This is a genomic window from Enterobacter cloacae complex sp. ECL411 (assembly GCF_021869665.1).
Classification (GTDB): Bacteria; Pseudomonadota; Gammaproteobacteria; order Enterobacterales; family Enterobacteriaceae; genus Enterobacter; species Enterobacter intestinihominis.
In genome coordinates this window covers 31641-51111 of record NZ_CP091488.1, presented here as the reverse complement: position 1 = coordinate 51111, position 19471 = coordinate 31641, and the positions used below count along the sequence as shown (strand labels likewise).

15 protein-coding genes and 3 pseudogenes are annotated in these 19471 nt (G+C 51.8%); 9 read left to right on the top strand and 9 right to left on the bottom strand.

Translation table 11 applies throughout. From position 1 onward, the window contains the following. Positions 1–23 precede the first annotated feature (23 nt). A pseudogene (locus L3069_RS24820) lies at positions 24–763 on the bottom strand (tyrosine-type recombinase/integrase). A gap of 517 nt (positions 764–1280) precedes the next feature. Between L3069_RS24820 and L3069_RS24815 the strand changes: the two are divergent. The 4 genes and pseudogenes from L3069_RS24815 to L3069_RS24800 all read left to right on the top strand — a co-directional run. After that, positions 1281–1397, top strand: a pseudogene (locus tag L3069_RS24815) (IS5 family transposase); the annotation flags it as partial. Positions 1398–1468: 71 nt separating this feature from the next. Then, a protein-coding gene (locus L3069_RS24810) for an IS3-like element ISSen4 family transposase (RefSeq protein WP_089046468.1) occupies positions 1469–2589 on the top strand; the annotation gives its coding sequence in 2 pieces (ribosomal slippage) (positions 1469–1727 and positions 1727–2589; 1122 coding nt in all). A 28-nt stretch (positions 2590–2617) separates the two neighbouring features. Next, positions 2618–3364: pseudogene (locus L3069_RS24805) on the top strand (IS5-like element IS5 family transposase); the annotation flags it as partial. 161 nt (positions 3365–3525) lie between these two features. Next, complete coding sequence (locus L3069_RS24800) at positions 3526–4848, top strand: GntP family transporter (protein WP_016479957.1); 1323 nt, start codon at positions 3526–3528, stop codon at positions 4846–4848. A 198-nt stretch (positions 4849–5046) separates the two neighbouring features. Here the strand turns inward: L3069_RS24800 and L3069_RS24795 are convergent, their stop codons facing one another. The 4 genes from L3069_RS24795 to ccdA are packed head-to-tail and all read right to left on the bottom strand — an operon-like array spanning position 5047 to position 6669. Next, positions 5047–5838, bottom strand: a complete 792-nt coding sequence (locus L3069_RS24795) for a site-specific integrase (protein WP_008322208.1) — start codon at positions 5836–5838, stop codon at positions 5047–5049. Next, positions 5828–6142: a hypothetical protein gene (locus L3069_RS24790; RefSeq protein WP_008322211.1), complete on the bottom strand. Its 315-nt coding sequence runs from the start codon at positions 6140–6142 to the stop codon at positions 5828–5830. The genes L3069_RS24795 and L3069_RS24790 overlap by 11 nt, the downstream gene beginning before the upstream one ends. Position 6143: 1 nt before the next feature. Continuing rightward, positions 6144–6449, bottom strand: coding sequence for a type II toxin-antitoxin system toxin CcdB (gene ccdB, locus L3069_RS24785; protein WP_008322213.1), 306 nt, complete (start codon positions 6447–6449; stop codon positions 6144–6146). A gap of 1 nt (position 6450) precedes the next feature. Further along, a complete protein-coding gene (gene ccdA, locus L3069_RS24780) occupies positions 6451–6669 on the bottom strand; it encodes a type II toxin-antitoxin system antitoxin CcdA (RefSeq protein WP_032934863.1) in 219 nt (72 codons plus the stop codon). Between the two features lie 932 nt (positions 6670–7601). On the opposite strand from ccdA, the gene L3069_RS24775 reads away from it, so the two are divergent. Continuing rightward, complete coding sequence (locus L3069_RS24775) at positions 7602–9428, top strand: AAA family ATPase (RefSeq protein ID WP_127851252.1); 1827 nt, start codon at positions 7602–7604, stop codon at positions 9426–9428. 166 nt (positions 9429–9594) lie between these two features. Here L3069_RS24775 and L3069_RS24770 read toward each other — a convergent pair whose 3' ends face one another. The 4 genes from L3069_RS24770 to silR form a co-directional block, all read right to left on the bottom strand. Beyond that, a complete protein-coding gene (locus L3069_RS24770; protein WP_000694954.1) occupies positions 9595–9945 on the bottom strand; it encodes a DUF305 domain-containing protein in 351 nt (116 codons plus the stop codon). Positions 9946–10088: 143 nt separating this feature from the next. Continuing rightward, positions 10089–10520, bottom strand: a complete 432-nt coding sequence (gene silE, locus L3069_RS24765; RefSeq protein ID WP_000790483.1) for a silver-binding protein SilE — start codon at positions 10518–10520, stop codon at positions 10089–10091. Between the two features lie 250 nt (positions 10521–10770). Beyond that, complete coding sequence (silS, locus tag L3069_RS24760; RefSeq protein ID WP_032638115.1) at positions 10771–12246, bottom strand: copper/silver sensor histidine kinase SilS; 1476 nt, start codon at positions 12244–12246, stop codon at positions 10771–10773. Next, on the bottom strand, positions 12239–12919 hold the full coding sequence (gene silR / locus L3069_RS24755; RefSeq protein WP_001572351.1) for a copper/silver response regulator transcription factor SilR: 681 nt from the start codon (positions 12917–12919) through the stop codon (positions 12239–12241). Before silR ends, silS begins: the two co-directional genes overlap by 8 nt. Positions 12920–13108: 189 nt before the next feature. Between silR and silC the strand changes: the two genes are divergently transcribed. The 4 genes from silC (at position 13109) to silA (ending at position 19439) form a co-directional block, all read left to right on the top strand. Beyond that, positions 13109–14494 carry a Cu(+)/Ag(+) efflux RND transporter outer membrane channel SilC gene (gene silC, locus L3069_RS24750; RefSeq protein ID WP_000475512.1) on the top strand — a complete coding sequence of 462 codons (1386 nt, stop codon included), beginning with the start codon at positions 13109–13111 and terminating at the stop codon, positions 14492–14494. A gap of 28 nt (positions 14495–14522) precedes the next feature. Next, entirely contained in the window at positions 14523–14876 is a 354-nt protein-coding gene (gene cusF, locus L3069_RS24745; RefSeq protein ID WP_001246153.1) for a cation efflux system protein CusF, read from the top strand. Positions 14877–14989: 113 nt separating this feature from the next. Further along, positions 14990–16282, top strand: coding sequence for a Cu(+)/Ag(+) efflux RND transporter periplasmic adaptor subunit SilB (silB, locus tag L3069_RS24740; protein WP_001485328.1), 1293 nt, complete (start codon positions 14990–14992; stop codon positions 16280–16282). Positions 16283–16292: 10 nt separating this feature from the next. After that, positions 16293–19439, top strand: coding sequence for a Cu(+)/Ag(+) efflux RND transporter permease subunit SilA (silA, locus tag L3069_RS24735; RefSeq protein ID WP_000574021.1), 3147 nt, complete (start codon positions 16293–16295; stop codon positions 19437–19439). Positions 19440–19471 lie beyond the last annotated feature (32 nt).

Genomic DNA, 19471 nt, shown 5'->3' with positions numbered 1-19471 from the left:
AACGCTTCTTTGTCCTGACCTGTCTATTTGCCCGGGGGCAATGAACGCAGGATATCAGCGGCATCACGACCATCACTGGTAAACGGAACGGCAATTGTTGCGGCCAGCTCCAGCGCAAACACTCTGGTATATACCTCCATCGAGCGCGGATCCTTGTGGCCGGCCAGCGCCTGAATCACTTTCCGGGGCTGGCGGTGATAGAGCATATGCATGATATAGCTGTGCCGGAAGGTATGGGGCGTTACCGGAATTGAAAAATGGACCCCGTCAGCTTCGGCCCGCTTAACGGCCTGCTTCAGCCAGTTACGCATGGTTTCATCGGTGACGGCCCACAGCGGTTCACGCCGGCGGGGACGGGTGGTGACCATCCAGCTCGCCATCTGCCTGACATAGCTTATATCGGTCAGCGGGACCAGGCGGACCTCATCTTTCGGTGGGGCCCGCGTCGGGCCCGTACTTTTTCAGACAGTACCCGCACAAAGGGTCGCAGACCATCGAGATCAAATGACTCCGGGGTCAGCGTCCGGGCTTCTCCGATACGGATACCGGTGTTCCACATGGTGGCGAACAGCATGTGATGGCGCTGGTCGGGCATATACCAGAGGAGGGCACTCACTTCCGGAGCCAGCAGATAAGCCGGGGTGGCACCGGTGGAGGTGGCCATGCGTCGTAATGCCACGGCGGTCGCAAAATCAACGCCCGGGGCGATCGGCAACAACGAAACGCGTTCTGGTGAATTCTGCAGGGGAATGACGTTGTTCATCGGCTATTTTTCACGTAGCGCACGCACTTTTTATGGATACAGGTATTTTGCACCTGACCGGCCGATCCTGCCATGACAATAAATCGCAGCGCGCGGATCCTTTTATTGTCTTATCCCGCATTATTGCGGGTAAAACCAAATGCGTAAAGGATCCTTTTTCAACATAGATCCACGTTAAAGCCAGTCATGACGCGGCCTGAGGGCTGTTTTACGGTTTTTGGGAGAAATGGGGTAATGCCAGGACATACATGATCGGACCATAATGAGAATGGAGCAGAGAAGAAGAGGATGCGCTACGTGAATTCTGACCTTGGTACACCCCTGTAACCCTGTCAGTTTTCACGTAGCGCAATGTGGTAACTGACTATTGCCAGTTGATATGACGGCCGGCATTCTGATGCTGACTTAATATACGGATAATAGGTAATGCTGCCAACTTATTGATTTAGGGAAGGTGCGAACAAGTCCCTGATATGAGATCATGTTTGTCATCTGGAGCCATGGAACAGGGTTCATTATGAGTCATCAACTTACCTTCGCCGACAGTGAATTCAGCAGTAAGCGCCGTCAGACCAGAAAAGAGATTTTCTTGTCCCGCATGGAGCAGATTCTGCCATGGCAAAACATGGTGGAATGACCTGCTCCCCGTTGATTAGTACACCCCGATGTTAGTAATGTCTTCATAAGCCACATGAGGACATCCCCATGAAGAAGCGTTTTTCCGACGAACAGATCATCAGTATTCTCCGCGAAGCCGAAGCTGGGGTACCCGCCCGTGAACTCTGCCGCAAGCATGCCATTTCCGATGCCACGTTTTACATCTGGCGTAAGAAGTATGGCGGTATGGAGGTGCCTGAAGTTAAGCGCCTGAAGTCGCTTGAGGAAGAGAACGCCAGACTCAAGAAGCTGCTTGCCGAAGCCATGCTGGATAAAGAGGCGCTTCAGGTGGCTCTTGGGCGAAAGTACTGACGACAGACCAGAAGCGGGAAGCCGTGATGTTGATGTGTGATGCGACCGGTCTGTCGCAACGTCGTGCCTGCAGGCTTACAGGTTTATCCCTGTCGACCTGCCGCTATGAGGCTCACCGTCCGGCTGCTGATGCGCATTTATCAGGGCGCATCACTGAGCTGGCACTGGAGCGCAGGCGTTTTGGCTACCGTCGTATTTGGCAGTTGCTGCGCCGTGAAGGGCTTCATGTTAATCATAAGCGCGTGTACCGGCTTTATCACCTCAGTGGCCTGGGCGTAAAACGCAGAAGACGTCGTAAAGGGCTGGCAACAGAACGTCTGCCGCTGCTCCGTCCGGCGGCGCCCAATCTGACCTGGTCGATGGATTTCGTCATGGACGCACTTTCCACCGGTCGCAGGATCAAGTGTCTTACCTGCGTCGATGATTTCACAAAGGAATGCCTGACGGTCACTGTTGCCTTTGGGATTTCAGGCGTTCAGGTCACGCGTATTCTGGACAGCATTGCACTGTTTCGAGGCTATCCGGCGACGATAAGAACTGACCAGGGGCCGGAGTTCACTTGCCGTGCACTGGATCAATGGGCCTTTGAGCATGGTGTTGAGTTGCGCTTAATCCAGCCGGGCAAGCCAACGCAGAACAGATTTATTGAGAGCTTTAACGGACGATTTCGCGATGAATGTTTGAATGAGCACTGGTTCAGCGATATCGTTCATGCCAGGAAAATTATTAATGACTGGCGGCAGGATTATAACGAATGCCGCCCGCACTCCACGCTGAATTATCAGACACCGTCTGAATTTGCAGCGGGCTGGAGAAAGGGTCATTCTGAGAATGAAGATTCCGACGTTACTAACTGAGTGTTGTATCTAATCGTGGGGGCAGGTCAATGCTCTGTACGAAATCTCCTCCATGCGTCTGTTTGCCCGGTTATCCCTGGATAGCGCCTTGCCGGACCGCACCACCATCATGAATTTCCGCCACCTGCTGGAGCAGCATCAACTGGCCCGCCAATTGTTCAAGACCATCAATCGCTGGCTGGCCGAAGCAGGCGTCATGATGACTCAAGGCACCTTGGTCGATGCCACCATCATTGAGGCACCCAGCTCGACCAAGAACAAAGAGCAGCAACGCGATCCGGAGATGCATCAGACCAAGAAAGGCAATCAGTGGCACTTTGGCATGAAGGCCCACATTGGTGTCGATGCCAAGAGTGGCCTGACCCACAGCCTGGTCACCACCGCGGCCAACGAGCATGACCTCAATCAGCTGGGTAATCTGCTTCATGGAGAGGAGCAATTTGTCTCAGCCGATGCCGGCTACCAAGGAGCGCCACAGCGCGAGGAGCTGGCCGAGGTGGATGTGGACTGGCTGATCGCCGAGCGTCCCGGCAGGGTAAAAACCTTGAAGCAGCATCCACGCAAGAACAAAACGGCCATCAACATCGAATACATGAAAGCCAGCATCCGTGCCAGGGTGGAGCACCCATTTCGCATCATCAAGCGACAGTTCGGCTTCGTGAAAGCCAGATACAAGGGGTTGCTGAAAAACGATAACCAACTGGCGATGTTATTCACGCTGGCCAACCTGTTTCGGGCGGACCAAATGATACGTCAGTGGGAGAGATCTCACTAAAAACTGTGGATAACGCCTTAAATGGCGAAGAAACGGTCTAAATAGGCTGATTCAAGGCATTTACGGGAGAAAAAATCGGCTCAAACATGAAGAAATGAAATGACTGAGTCAGCCGAGAAGAATGTCCCCGCTTATTCGCACCTTCCTTAGCCGGCGTAATCATGCTGTTACTGCTGGTCATTAAGGCAAAAGTTCAGCCTTTCATTGCACTGTTGCTCGTCAGTCTGGTCGTTGCACTAGCCGCGGGGATCCCGGCGGGTGACGTCAGCAAAGTCATGATCGCCGGAATGGGAGGTGTTCTCGGCTCCGTCACGATTATTATCGGCCTTGGCGCAATGTTAGGGCGGATGATAGAGCATTCTGGCGGTGCTGAATCTCTGGCCAACTATTTCAGCCAAAAACTGGGAAGTAAACGCACCATTGCTGCACTCACCCTGGCCGCATTTTTCCTGGGTATTCCCGTGTTCTTTGATGTCGGGTTTATTATTCTGGCACCGATTATTTACGGTTTTGCCAAAGTAGCCAGGCTGTCCCCACTTAAATTTGGTTTGCCGGTCGCCGGGATTATGCTGACCGTTCACGTGGCGGTACCTCCTCATCCAGGCCCGGTAGCCGCCGCAGGGTTACTCCATGCAGATATTGGCTGGCTGACCATTCTCGGTATCGCCATTTCCATTCTGGTCGGTATTGTCGGCTACATTGCAGCCAGAATGATCAATAAACGTCAGTACGCGCTGTCCGTTGACGTGCTGGAACAGATGCAACTGACTCCCGCGGCCAGTTCCGGGGAAACCACGAAAATCAGTGACAAAATGAGCCCCCCAGGTGTGGCGCTGGTTACCGCTCTGATTGTCATTCCAATTGCCATTATTATGGCCGGAACCGTGTCTGCCACGTTAATGCCGGCATCGCATCCGCTGTTGGGCACGCTACAACTGCTTGGCTCCCCGATGGTGGCGCTGATGATTGCGCTGATACTGGCATTCTGGTTGCTGGCTTTACGTCGGGGCTGGGGTTTACAACATACCAGCGACATTATGGGGTCGGCGCTACCCACTGCAGCAGTTGTCATCCTGGTGACGGGGGCGGGGGGCGTATTTGGTAAGGTTCTGGTGGAGTCCGGCGTGGGTAAGGCCCTTGCCAGTATGCTCCATATGATGGACCTGCCTCTGTTGCCTGCCGCCTTTATCATTTCACTGGCTCTCAGGGCATCACAGGGCTCAGCGACAGTGGCTATTCTTACTACCGGTGGGCTACTTTCTGAAGCTGTTGTGGGGCTAAATCCGATCCAGTGCGTGCTGGTTACACTGGCTGCCTGCTTTGGCGGACTTGGGGCATCACATATCAACGACTCTGGTTTCTGGATCGTGACCCGATACCTGGGATTAAGTGTGGCAGATGGACTGAAAACCTGGACCGTATTAACCACGATCCTCGGCTTCACAGGCTTCCTGATTACCTGGGGCATATGGGCAGTGGTTTAGCGTCAGTAAAAATCAGACACCAGTCAGAATTTTCACGCCCTGACCAGGAATGGTGAGGGGATGGGCATTCCGGTCACAGTCACCGCTGGTGAGCCACATCGCTTTACCTTTGCAACCTGATGTCTGCTCAAAACTTGTTTTTGAGCAGACGACGGGTTGGGCAAGCCCACCGGGCGCGTCAGGCCGTTATCAAAGGACTCACACTGACCCTTTCAGCATGGCCACCGCATCCGTCTCCGGCATCTGAAACTGCACCCGGTGCCGCGCCGCCACGTCCAGTGCAAACACCTTCGTGTACACCTCTGTCGAACTGACTGACTTGTGGCCCATCAGGCTCTGCAGCACCTTCAGCGGGATACCGGCGTACAGCATATGCATGGCGTAGCTGTGACGGAACGTATGCGGTGTCACCGGCACGGAGAACATCACGCCGTCGACCGCAGCGATTTCAACCGCTTCATTCAGCCAGGTCCGGACCGTCCGGTCGGTGATCTCCCAGATGCGGGCCTTCTCCGTTCTGCCGGTGCGTTTATTCTTCCGCTCAAGCGGGATCTTCAGCGTGGCAACCATCATCTCCAGCTGGCTGACATACTGCTGATCAGAAAGCGGTACCAGGCGATGCGCCTGACTGCCTGCAGGGGCACGGCCTGCCGTTCTGGCTGCTTTCTCCGTGCGCTGTTTCAGGGTGGCCAGTTGCACAAACGGATAAGGCGGCGCGAGCGAAAAATCCCCCCTTGTCAGGGCCAGGGCTTCGTTGATGCGTGCCCCGGTGTTCCACAACGTCGCCAGCAGCATTTTACGGTGCAGGTCCGGCACATAGTGGAGCAGGGCACTCACTTCCGGGGCCAGCAGGTATTTCGGCAGTTCATCCTGCACCAGCGCCATCTGACGCAGGACCAGCGCGGCCGGATAATCAATGGCCACCGGCAGATGAACGGGCTGAACCGGCGAATGCAATGCCGGTCGCTGTACCGGCAGGTTACTGTTCATCCCGTTCTCCGTTGCCCTGCACCGGGCCATCAGTATCCGGAGCCATCCGCCAGACGGCCCCGCCGAACTCGGTTCCCCCGACCACCTGCGACCATTCGTCACTGCAGGCCAGGCTTTTCGCCACCACCGCAAAATCCACATGGCTGAGCGGGGTGTCGCCACGCTCGCCAGGCGTTTCCAGGACCAGACCATCCGGTACCACCGGGCCGGGCGTGCCGGCCAGTCTGGCAGAGCGGCGCCAGAAACTGCGGATACAGCCCCCCTGTCTCAGGACACTGAGCAGCACCTGTTCGCTGATCCGCATGTCAGATCCCCCGGAACATCAGGTTGATGGCGTTCTGGATGTCATTCTCCAGGTGGCTGAGATCGGCCACTTCTTCCCCGATGACAGTGGCCGGCACACTGGCCATATCCGTGGTCATCAGACGATAAGGGTCACCTCCGACTGACACCACCGGATAAAGCTCACGCGAGACTTTGTCGGACAGCAGGCGGGCGCTGACCAGCGGGATCACCATCCGGCGTCCCGGGGTGTCAATAATGTCACTCTGCACGTCGACGAACAGACGGTAGCGGCTTTCTCTTTTATAGGCGTAAACCTTAAACTGCATATCACCAATCCCTGTTTTCGTCAGCAAACGATCCGTTAGCCTCGATAAAGCTGGCCACCTCAGCCATACCTTCCCGGTTTTCTTCCTGCCAGCGTTCGGCGCGCAGACGGCGGGCTTCGTTCTGCATGGTCGTACTGACCAGACCGGAGATATTTACGTCGTATGCCTTGAGCAACTGATAGCTGTCGCTGTCCACTGTCACTGTAATACGCTGCTTCACAATGCACCTCTTTTTTACATACTTCAGGTATGCCATAAAGTATACATTCTGCTGAAGCAAAAATCTGCTCCGCTCTGTGAATACTGTAAACCGGCTTACAGTGACTGAGTTAACTGTACACTGCTGTTATAGACATACCTCGCATATGCATTTTGATGCGCATCTTATTGATGCCGGATTTCGCCCCTTATAACGAATACTGTTAGCCAGCCACTAGTAACCTAATCATATTTTACACATAGCAACTTTCACCAGATGCAATTACAACTCAACTTATAAAAACACCCCTGAATTACCGGATGGCAGTTTTCTGGTGATCCGATTTCTGGAGTATTTAAGACTTTCCGGAAGTGTACCACGGTCAGGGAATAAGCGAAGCGCTGTTTTCCGCTGCTGCGCGCCGGGTCACGGGGCAGGGTGAAAACACAACATGTGGCAGAAGATTCAGCTGATGGCGTGGCACATCTTGTGTTTCTGTGCCGCCGCGCGCCGGTGCGTTTCCGGAGGATCCGAAACTTGGGGTTTTCGGATCCCGAGCAACAAAGTGCATGATATTTCTCGTCAGTGCAAATATACATGCCTTATATAGTGAATTTTCACAATAATCCGTAATCAGCATTAGTCTTATGTCATTGTTAACACTATAAGCAATAAATACCCATATGCCCGCTCCGGATATAAAAGAAGGTCATCAAAAGTGTCCTCCGGCCGTCCGCGGCTGTGACGTCAGCTTCGTCACGTCTATCGGCCTGAAAAAGTTTCGGGTGACTGACGGGGCAGTAATGTTCAGGAAGCGCGACCGGATCATAATCCGGGAATGCTATTAGGATATCCTGAATCACGGTATTTCCCCGCCAGGATTCAGGCTCATATAAAACAGATATTGTATTCAGGGTTCCGGTAACAACGCTTTCTTACACACAGGACTGTATATGCGGCTCAGAAAATTAAAACTTACAAACTTCAGAGGCTACAGAAACTCTACTGAGATCAGTATCGATGAGGGCATGACGGGCATTGTCGGCCGAAATGACTTCGGTAAATCAACGCTTCTGGAAGCGCTGGCTATTTTTTTTGAAACAGAAGGAGTGAAGGCAGACAGGAATGACATGAACTGTTTCGGCCTGAGAGAAGGTGAGGGCCGTTTTGAAATCGCCTGTGAGTTCGATGACCTGCCCGATTTTATTATGATCGACGACAGGGTGCAGACCACTCTTGCTTCAGAACATTTGCTGAATAAAGACGGCAATTTTGAAATCGTCAAATCGTTTAAAGCCACGACCTCAGGAAAACCCGACCAGACCTGCATCCGCTGCATCCACCCGGAAGCGGAGCCCCTGAGAAATTTACTGGGGATGAAAATATCTGACCTCAGGGCGGCGGGTAAGGACATTGAAAAAAATGTGGCGGATAAACGCACAGCATCGTTATGGCGTCAGGCCATCAGGGACGCCGCTGCCCCCTATGCCTGTTCAGAAATATTACTGGATGTCGACAAAGAGTTCGGAACCGACACAAAATCATTATGGGGAAAGATCCTTGATTTGCTGCCCACCTATGCGATTTTCAAAGCTGACAGGGAAAGCAGCGACGGGGATTCCGAAGCCAGAAATCCCTTACAGCAGGCCGTAAAAGACGCTCAGGCTGCGCTGCAGGACAAAATAACAGCGCTGGAAAATGAGATTCAGGACAGTGTCCTGGATGTCGCGCAGAGAACGCTGGATAAATTACGTGAAATGGCCCCCGAACTCGCCAGTGAACTGACTCCACGATTTAAGGAAAAACCCAGGTGGACCTTTAATTTCACCCTGGACGGTGAAAATGGTATCCCCGTTAATAAGCGCGGCAGCGGGATAAGGAGGCTTATTCTGCTGAATTTTTTCAGGGCTGAGGCTGAGAAGAATGTCGCCGGGACGCCAAGAAATGTGATTTATGCAATTGAGGAACCTGAAACTTCACAGCATCCGAACTATCAGGTGATGCTGATGAAAGCGTTACTGGCACTGGCAGGCCAGCCGCACCGTCAGATTATCGTTACCACCCATGTCCCGGCGCTGGCTGGATTGATCCCTGTCGAAGGCGTACGTTATGTCACCCGAAATGAGACGGGTGAACCCGTTGTAAAAATGCCGGATGACACTGTGCTGAAGGAAGTAACTGAAAGCCTGGGAGTGTTGCCAGAGACCGGTATGGAAAGGGCTAAAGGCATTGTTCTGGTAGAAGGAAAGTCGGATGTTACGTTCCTGAGGCATGCGGCCAGTACATTAAAACAGTCCGGTGTGCTGTCCGCCTCTCTTGAGGACGTGAAAATTGTGCCCGTCCTGATCGGGGGATGTGGCAGCGTCAAACACTGGGTGACCTTAAATCTGGCCAATGACCTGGGGCTTCCCTGGTGCGTATTCCTGGACTCCGATACCGGGGGGGATCCTGCACAGGTTCAGTCCATTCAGAAGCGTAAAAAAGAAGTGGAGGATGCCGGTAAGCTCTTTTTCGCCACGCGCAAACGTGAAATAGAGAACTATCTGTGTCCGGACCTTATCGAAGAAATTACCGGTGTAGTCGTCACATTTACGGACACCTGTGATGCTAAAAAAATAATCGGACGGGCTGTGGGAATGAAACCCGATAATGTGCTTGATAAATTCTGGCCCCGGATGACAGCGGAAAGAATTATCTCAAGATCAACCTATCATGACGGAATGCAGGAAAGGATTGAGCTGGTTGAGATCCTGAACGACATTGTTTCCATGACGAGATAATGTGTAAAAAATATCACAGGTGCCTATATTCCGGTCCACAACAAAAGACCGGAGTACAGAATATAAAAAACCCGAAATTAATCGGGTTTTAATTATTTAACGTTTAACAGGCTCCCGTGCCCGGGAGTGGTTTAAAATTACGCTTATCATGGCGTTTTTGCAATCTTTATTTTTGGCTTCCAAGCCATTTATTCATCTGTTCGATTTCACCTTTCTGCGCTTTTATGATGTCCTGCGCAAGCTTTCTCATTTCGGGATCTTTTCCGTATTTGAGCTCGGTCTCAGCCATTGCGATTGCCCCTTCATGGTGTGCGATCATACCTTTTGCAAAGGCCTTATCGGGATTGGATTCATTAACGGCGGCCATCATTTTTTCATGCATATTTTTCATGCCAGCCATATATTCCTGTGATGATGCCGATGAGTGCATATCTGACATTTTCATTTCCGAATGTTCAGCAGAAATGGCTGGCAGGGATAACATTAATATTACAAAAAGGGTGTTTTTGATTTTCATATAATAATTCCTTTCAGACAGGTACCGGTTAAGTGTAGCTGAGTCAGACAAAAAAGCCCCCTGACGGGGGGCAAAAATGTAGCAACGTTGTTTCAGGAAAATCTATCAGGGAAAAGGTAACAGCACGGATACTACCGTCGCATTCAGCCTGCATTGATCATGCGGCGGTGCGCTTCGGCCATGGCCTGATGTGGGCCGGATTGCCCGTTATTCATGAATTCATGGGCAACCGCTGCTCTTTCATGCTCATTCATCGCCGCGTAAGACGTTGACGGGACGGTCGTGGATACCGTGTTATTTCCCATCATCTTCTGATGACTTTCCACCATTTTCTGGTGCGCATCCGCCGAGCCGTTCGTCATGGTTTCATGAGCAATAATGGCCTGTTCATGCTGGTCCATACCGGTCATACGAGGAGCAGTCCCCTGGATCCCGACAGGAGCCGCAGCAGACTGCATCTGGTGAGCAGGAGCCTGTGCATTGTTGACGCGATCATGGATATTCACGGTTTCAGTGGCCCAGGCCGATGAAATTAAACCAAAGCCCAGCAAAGATGCTAATACGATATTTTTCATGATAACTCTCCATTTCTGAATTAGTGATGTCCGGGGAAGTACAACCGGTGTTTTCAGTTCCATAACTGAAACAAGTTCGGCAGCGTTTATTTCTCCGGAAGAGGGCTGGATATTCATTTCCTGGCGTACTCTGACGCCGGGTATTGATGAAGCAATCCAGCCTTCCTGATAAGTTGCACTAATTATATCGAATGGCTTCTGTTTGCTGCATGACAGGCTAATGACATCTTTGTCATTTACATCTTTATTTTCAGCATTGGGTTTCCGGGATCATTTTCTCCAGTCTGGGCACGGATAAGATAAAACGCGTGGAGCGTACGTCTGATTCCACCTGCACTCTTCCGTGATGTGCTTCCACGATTGACTTCACAATCGCAAGGCCGATGCCGCTGCCTTCTCCTTTTCGTTGTCTGGATGGATCCACCCGATAAAAACGGTCAAACAGCCTTGATAAATGTTCTTCAGGGATCGGTTTCCCCGGATTTTCAATCACAAGGTCAAAAAAGCTCTCCTGCTCTCTTATTGAGACGGTGATTGCCTGTCCCTCCGGGGTATAACGCAGGGCATTGGATAACAGATTATTGATCGCCCTTCTGAACATTTGTGGATCTCCCTCAACCAGGCAGGGCATCCCGTCAAATTTGAGCGTGATATTGCGTTCTTCGGCCCAGGCTTCGAAAAACTCGAAGACTTTCATGACTTCCGCTCTGAGGTCAAACATGACCCTGTCAGGTATCAGCTGATTATTGTCTGCCTGCGCCAGGAACAGCATGTCGCTGACCATTTTGGTCATCCGGTTATACTCTTCCAGGCTGGAGTAGAGGACATCCTCAAGTTCCTTCTGGGTTCGATCCTGACTCAGCGCGATTTCAGTCTGTGTCACCAGATTGGTGATGGGCGTTCTGATCTCGTGCGCGATATCGGCAGAGAAATTGGCCTGGCGGGTAAAGACATCCTCAATCTTTCCAATCATATGATTGAACGAGATAACCAGTTGCTCCAGCTCAATGGGAACCCGTGTCGGTTCCAGCCGCGCATCAAGATTCTCGGAGGTGATGCTTTTAATGGCATTGCTGACATTACGAAGGGGCAGATGCCCCTGACGGACAGCGATGCGAATGATCAGAACAATCAGCAGGCTTATCACAACAGCGATTGCAATCAGATTTTTTTTCAGCGCATCAAGGTAATGGAGATGGAAATTAATGGAGAGGCCAGTCAGCATGACATAGTTCTGCTGTTTGCCCTGAAATATCGCCTGGCCAGAGGAGGCGATAATCCGGTATGTTTCCATCTTCATTCCGGACCCGGTATCCATCGGTCCCGCAGGATCCTCCACCGTCCAGAGAAAGACATCCCGTGCGCGGCTGTGCTCGCTAAAATCTGCTGAATTCACTGCCGGGCGTAGTGCCGCCCCCTGAGCTGAGCTCAAGAGCACTTCACCCCTGGGATTGAGGAGCAAAAGGGCAACGTTGCGGTAGCTGGCAATTGATTCCTTTATTTTGCTTACTTTTTTTTCATCCGGATCTGCCGGGGACTGGAGTATACGGCTCAGTGTGGTGCTGATTTGTTGCAGATCGCTGACATCCTGCTCGGCAAAATGCTTTTCAACAGAATGCAGCATAAACCAGGTGAAGGCGATAAACGCCAGTATTGTGGACAGGCTGATAAAAAAGGTCAGCCGCAGAGCGAGTGAGAAAGGTCGTCTGGACGGTTTGCTATGCATCCGGGATCTCCAGCATGTAGCCCACGCCCCGCACTGTCTGGATCAGTTTTGTCCCGTAATCGTTGTCTATTTTAGCGCGGAGTCGCTTTACTGCGACATCAATCGCGTTAGTGTCGCTGTCAAAATTCATGTCCCAGACCTGAGAGGCAATCAGGGAGCGGGGAAGAACTTCTCCCTGATGGCGAATGAAGAATTCCAGCAAGCTGAACTCTTTACTGGTGAGCACAATGCGGTTCCCGGCGCGGCTGACTTTTCTGGATACGAGATCAACCGAGAGGTCAGCCACTTTAAGCTGGCTTTCCGTGATCATCGTGTTTCCCCGCCTGAGGAGGGTTCTTACCCGGGCGAGCAGTTCAGCAAACGCAAAGGGCTTCACCAGATAATCGTCCGCACCCAGCTCAAGTCCTTTGACCCTGTGTTCAATCGTGCCAAGGGCCGTCAGCAGTAATACCGGCATCCCCTTTCCGGCACTGCGCAGCATACGGATGATATCCCAGCCGTTTACATCAGGCAGCATGATATCCAGGATGACTAAATCATACTCGGCTGTCATGGCAAGATGATATCCGGTCAGACCATTATCAGCGTGATCCACGACGAACCCCGCCTCTGTCAGCCCCTTGCTGAGATATTCACCTGTTTTAATTTCGTCTTCAACGATTAATATTTTCATCATGCTCCCCGGCTGGCTGCTAATGTCATTTTATTGCGCCCACGATCGTTATCAACGGATTACAGCAAAAATGACAACATTGTCATTATCCTGTCACCCGGCAAACAGAGAGCGTTCGGTAAAGTATCCCTATCAATACTCTGGACTTCGTTTGAACCATTTACCAGGTCTGCCTGTACGAGAAGCGTTATGTTCAAATTAAAATTACTCAGCATCAGTACCATATTCATCCTGGCTGGTTGTGTTTCTCTGGCACCTGAATATCAGCGTCCGCCAGCTCCGGTTCCCCAGCAGTTTTCATTGTCTAAAAACAGTCTGACGCCTGCGGTAAACAGCTATCAGGATACGGGCTGGCGAAACTTTTTTGTCGATCCCCAGGTCAGCAGGCTGATCGGTGAAGCCCTGAATAATAACCGTGATTTGAGAATGGCTGCCCTGAAGGTTGAAGAGGCCCGGGCCCAGTTCAACGTCACGGATGCAGATCGTTATCCCCAACTGAATGCCTCATCCGGGATCACATACAACGGTGGTCTGAAAGGTGACAAGCCGACCACACAGGAGTACGACGCGGGTCTGGAGCTCAGCTATGAGCTCGATTTTTTTGGCAAACTTAAGAACATGAGTGAGGCTGATCGCCAGAACTACTTTGCCAGCGAAGAAGCCCGTCGTGCCGTACACATCCTGCTGGTCTCCAACGTTTCACAGAGCTATTTCAGCCAGCAACTGGCGTACGAACAACTCCGTATTGCGCGGGAAACGCTGAAAAATTATGAACAGTCCTATGCTTTCGTTGAGCAACAGCTCGTGACCGGGAGTACGAACGTTCTGGCACTTGAACAGGCGAGAGGACAAATCGAAAGTACCCGCGCCGAAATAGCCAAACGAGAAGGCGATCTGGCTCAGGCAAACAATGCCCTGCAACTGGTGCTGGGAACGTACCGCGCACTTCCGTCAGAAAAAGGGATGAAAGGCGGGGAGATCGCACCAGTAAAATTGCCACCAAATCTATCTTCACAAATTTTGCTGCAGCGACCGGATATTATGGAAGCGGAATATCAGCTGAAAGCGGCTGATGCCAATATTGGCGCAGCGCGAGCGGCCTTTTTCCCCTCCATTACCCTGACCAGTGGTCTTTCCGCAAGCAGTACGGAGCTGTCAAGCCTGTTTACGTCAGGAAGTGGAATGTGGAATTTTATCCCTAAAATTGAAATTCCTATTTTTAATGCTGGCAGGAATAAAGCCAATCTGAAGCTGGCTGAAATTCGCCAGCAACAATCGGTGGTTAATTACGAACAAAAAATTCAGTCAGCCTTTAAGGATGTTTCCGACACGCTTGCGCTGCGCGACAGCCTTAGCCAGCAACTTGAGTCACAGCAGCGTTATCTTGATTCACTTCAGATAACTCTCCAGCGTGCCAGAGGATTATATGCAAGTGGTGCTGTCAGTTACATCGAAGTGCTGGATGCAGAACGTTCCCTCTTCGCTACGCAGCAAACCATTCTCGATCTTACCTATTCCCGACAGGTTAACGAAATTAATCTGTTTACCGCGCTGGGTGGCGGTTGGGTAGAGTAAATTTATTTAATTAATCAGGAAATTAAAAATGCGTAATTCACTTAAAGCCGTTTTATTTGGTGCCTTCTCTGTCATGTTTTCTGCCGGTCTTCATGCTGAAACACATCAGCATGGCGATATGAATGCTGCCAGTGATGCTTCGGTACAGCAGGTTATCAAGGGCACCGGTGTCGTTAAAGACATTGATATGAATAGTAAAAAGATTACCATTTCGCACGAAGCAATCCCTGCTGTGGGCTGGCCTGCAATGACCATGCGCTTCACTTTTGTTAATGCAGACGACGCTATCAATGCCCTGAAAACCGGCAACCATGTCGATTTCTCGTTTATTCAGCAGGGCAACATCTCCTTACTCAAAAGCATTAACGTTACGCAATCCTGATTATCAGTCCGGAGCGAATACATCCAGTGCGCCTGAACATTCATTAAGGGATTACTGTGAATGAATGATCGGGCGCATATGCCAGGTGTTTTGATTTTTCAGCGAGAAATTGTATGGCTTCTTTAAAGATAAAATATGCTGCAATAATTATCAGCAGCCTCATAGCAGGGGGGCTGATATCGGTTACTGCCTGGCAGTATGTAAACTCATCACAAAAAACAGTACAAACCGAACAAAAGGCACCGGAGCGAAAGGTACTTTTCTGGTATGACCCGATGAAACCGGATACCAAATTTGATAAACCCGGAAAATCTCCCTTTATGGATATGGACCTGGTGCCGAAATATGCTGATGAAAGTGGCGATAAAAGCAGTGGCGGGATCCGTATCGATCCAACCCAGGTTCAGAATCTGGGATTAAAAACGCAAAAAGTTACGCGAGGAATGCTGAATTATTCCCAGACAATCCCGGCTAATGTCAGTTACAACGAGTATCAGTTTGTCATTGTGCAGGCGCGTTCTGACGGTTTCGTCGAAAAAGTGTATCCCCTGACGATTGGCGATCATGTGAAGAAAGGCACTCCGCTTATCGATATCACCATTCCTGAATGGGTTGAGGCACAAAGTGAGTTCCTGCTGTTATCCGGTACAGGCGGTACGTCAACCCAGATAAAAGGGGTTCTGGAGCGACTTCGTCTGGCTGGTATGCCGGAAGAGGATATTCAAAGGCTGCGTTCAACCCGCACAATCCAGACCCGTTTTACCATTAAAGCACCTATTGATGGTGTCATTACTGCGTTTGACCTGCGCACCGGAATGAATATTTCGAAAGATAAAGTAGTGGCTCAGATTCAGGGGATGGACCCGGTCTGGATCAGCGCTGCAGTGCCAGAATCTATCGCCTATCTGCTGAAAGATACGTCGCAGTTTGAAATTTCGGTACCGGCTTATCCGGATAAAACATTCCATGTCGAAAAATGGAACATTCTTCCCAGCGTGGATCAGACAACCCGTACGCTTCAGGTCCGTCTCCAGGTTTCTAATAAGGATGAGTTTCTCAAGCCGGGCATGAATGCCTATCTGAAACTGAATACCAAGAGCCAGGAGATGCTGCTGATACCAAGCCAGGCCGTTATCGATACCGGCAAAGAACAGCGCGTGATTACTGTTGATGATGAAGGCAAGTTTGTGCCGAAACAGATCCACGTTCTGCATGAATCACAGCAACAGTCCGGCATTGGCTCCGGCCTGAATGAAGGCGATACCGTGGTGGTCAGTGGCCTGTTCCTCATTGACTCCGAAGCCAATATTACGGGCGCGCTGGAACGTATGCGCCACCCTGAAAAAACAGAAAACAGTATGCCAGCAATGTCTGAGCAGCCTGTAAATATGCATTCAGGGCACTGAGGAGACGACGATGATTGAATGGATTATCCGGCGCTCTGTCGCCAACCGTTTCCTGGTCATGATGGGCGCACTGTTTCTCAGCATCTGGGGCACATGGACGATAATTAACACGCCGGTCGATGCGCTGCCTGACCTGTCAGATGTGCAGGTCATTATTAAAACCAGCTATCCCGGACAGGCCCCGCAGATTGTAGAAAACCAGGTCACCTATCCGCTTACCACCACCATGCTGTCCGTACCTGGCGCAAAAACCGTGCGTGGCTTTTCACAGTTCGGTGATTCGTATGTGTATGTCATTTTTGAAGACGGCACCGATCTGTACTGGGCCCGTTCGCGCGTGCTGGAATACCTGAATCAGGTTCAGGGCAAACTGCCTGCGGGTGTGAGCTCTGAAATCGGCCCGGACGCCACGGGAGTGGGCTGGATATTTGAATATGCCCTTGTCGATCGCAACGGAAAACACGACCTTTCAGAACTGCGCTCTCTGCAGGACTGGTTCCTGAAATTTGAGCTGAAAACCATCCCGAACGTGGCTGAGGTCGCTTCGGTTGGCGGCGTGGTGAAACAGTACCAGATTCAGGTCAATCCGGTAAAACTGTCCCAGTACGGTATCAGCCTGCCCGAAGTGAAACAGGCACTTGAATCGTCTAACCAGGAGGCCGGTGGCTCATCCGTTGAAATGGCCGAAGCGGAGTATATGGTCCGTGCCAGCGGTTATCTTCAGAGCATTGATGATTTTAATAACATCGTCCTGAAAACAGGTGAGAACGGCGTGCCGGTTTATCTGCGGGATGTTGCCCGCGTGCAGACCGGGCCCGAAATGAGGCGTGGTATTGCCGAGCTGAACGGCCAGGGAGAAGTCGCTGGCGGCGTGGTGATCCTGCGGTCGGGTAAAAATGCGCGCGACGTTATCACGGCAGTGAGGGATAAACTGGAGACGCTGAAGGCCAGCCTGCCGGAAGGCGTTGAAATCGTGACCACCTACGATCGCAGCCAGTTAATCGACCGGGCGATTGATAACCTCAGTTCCAAACTTCTGGAAGAGTTTATCGTGGTGGCCATCGTCTGTGCTCTGTTCCTGTGGCACGTACGTTCTGCCCTGGTGGCGATTATCTCTCTGCCGCTTGGCCTGTGTATCGCCTTTATCGTCATGCACTTCCAGGGACTGAACGCCAATATCATGTCGCTGGGAGGGATAGCGATTGCCGTCGGTGCGATGGTGGATGCCGCCATTGTGATGATTGAAAATGCGCACAAACGGCTTGAGGAGTGGGATCATCAGCATCCGGGTGAGCAGATTGACAACGCCACCCGCTGGAAGGTGATTACCGACGCCTCCGTGGAAGTGGGACCCGCGTTGTTCATTAGCCTGCTGATCATCACCCTGTCCTTTATTCCTATCTTTACCCTGGAAGGGCAGGAAGGTCGTCTGTTTGGCCCGCTGGCATTCACGAAAACGTACTCCATGGCGGGAGCGGCCGCACTGGCCATCATCGTCATTCCTATTCTGATGGGATTCTGGATCCGGGGGAAAATTCCTGCCGAGACAAGTAACCCCCTGAACCGGGTGCTGATCAAAGCGTATCATCCTTTGCTGCTGCGGGTCCTCCACTGGCCAAAAACAACCCTGCTGGTTGCGGCCTTGTCCATTTTCACGGTTATCTGGCCACTGAGTCAGGTGGGCGGTGAATTTCTGCCGAAGATTAACGAGGGCGATCTGCTGTATATGCCGTCGACCTTGCCTGGCGTCTCTCCGGCAGAAGCTGCAGCGCTCCTGCAGACAACAGACAAGTTAATCAAAAGCGTTCCTGAAGTGGCTTCTGTATTTGGCAAGACCGGTAAAGCAGAGACCGCAACGGATTCCGCGCCGCTCGAAATGGTGGAAACCACGATCCAGCTCAAACCTGAGGATCAGTGGCGTCCCGGCATGACAATTGACAAGATTATTGATGAACTCGACAGGACAGTCCGTTTACCGGGTCTGGCAAACCTCTGGGTGCCGCCTATCCGTAACCGTATTGATATGCTCTCAACCGGGATCAAAAGCCCGATAGGTATCAAAGTGTCCGGGACTGTTCTGTCCGATATCGACGCGACGGCGCAGAGTATCGAGGCGGTAGCCAAAACCGTGCCTGGCGTGGTGTCTGTCCTGGCTGAGCGACTTGAGGGCGGGCGCTACATCGATATCGATATCAACCGGGAGAAAGCCTCCCGCTACGGGATGACGGTAGGTGATGTCCAGCTGTTCGTCTCTTCAGCAATCGGAGGTGCTATGGTGGGTGAGACGGTTGAAGGGGTGGCCCGGTACCCTATTAACATTCGCTACCCGCAGGATTACCGGAACAGTCCGCAGGCGCTGAAACAGATGCCGATCCTGACCCCGATGAAGCAGCAGATCACGCTGGGCGATGTCGCGGATATTAACGTCGTTTCTGGACCAACCATGCTGAAAACCGAAAATGCCCGGCCAGCCAGCTGGATTTATGTTGATGCCCGCGGCAGGGACATGGTGTCGGTGGTTAACGACATTAAGACGGCCATCAGCGAGAAAGTGAAACTGAGACCGGGAACCAGTGTGGCATTCTCCGGACAGTTTGAACTGCTTGAGCATGCCAACAAGAAACTGAAGCTGATGGTGCCGATGACGGTGATGATCATTTTCATCCTGTTGTATCTGGCATTCCGCCGGGTTGACGAAGCCCTGCTGATCCTGATGAGCCTGCCGTTCGCCCTGGTTGGCGGAATATGGTTCCTGTACTGGCAGGGCTTCCATATGTCAGTGGCGACCGGAACCGGGTTTATCGCCCTGGCCGGGGTGGCAGCAGAGTTTGGCGTGGTCATGCTGATGTATCTGCGTCATGCCATTGAAGCGCACCCGGAATTGTCCCGTAAAGAGACGTTCACACCGGAAGGTCTTGATGAAGCCCTCTATCATGGTGCCGTACTGCGTGTCCGGCCGAAAGCCATGACCGTGGCGGTGATCATTGCGGGTCTGCTGCCAATACTCTGGGGAACCGGCGCAGGTTCAGAAGTCATGAGCCGTATTGCGGCACCCATGATTGGTGGGATGATCACGGCTCCGCTGCTGTCCCTGTTCATTATTCCTGCCGCCTACAAATTAATCTGGCTGCGCAGACATAAAAAAAGCGTGTCCTGAACCTGAAAGGGCACCCCCTGTGGGTGTCCTTC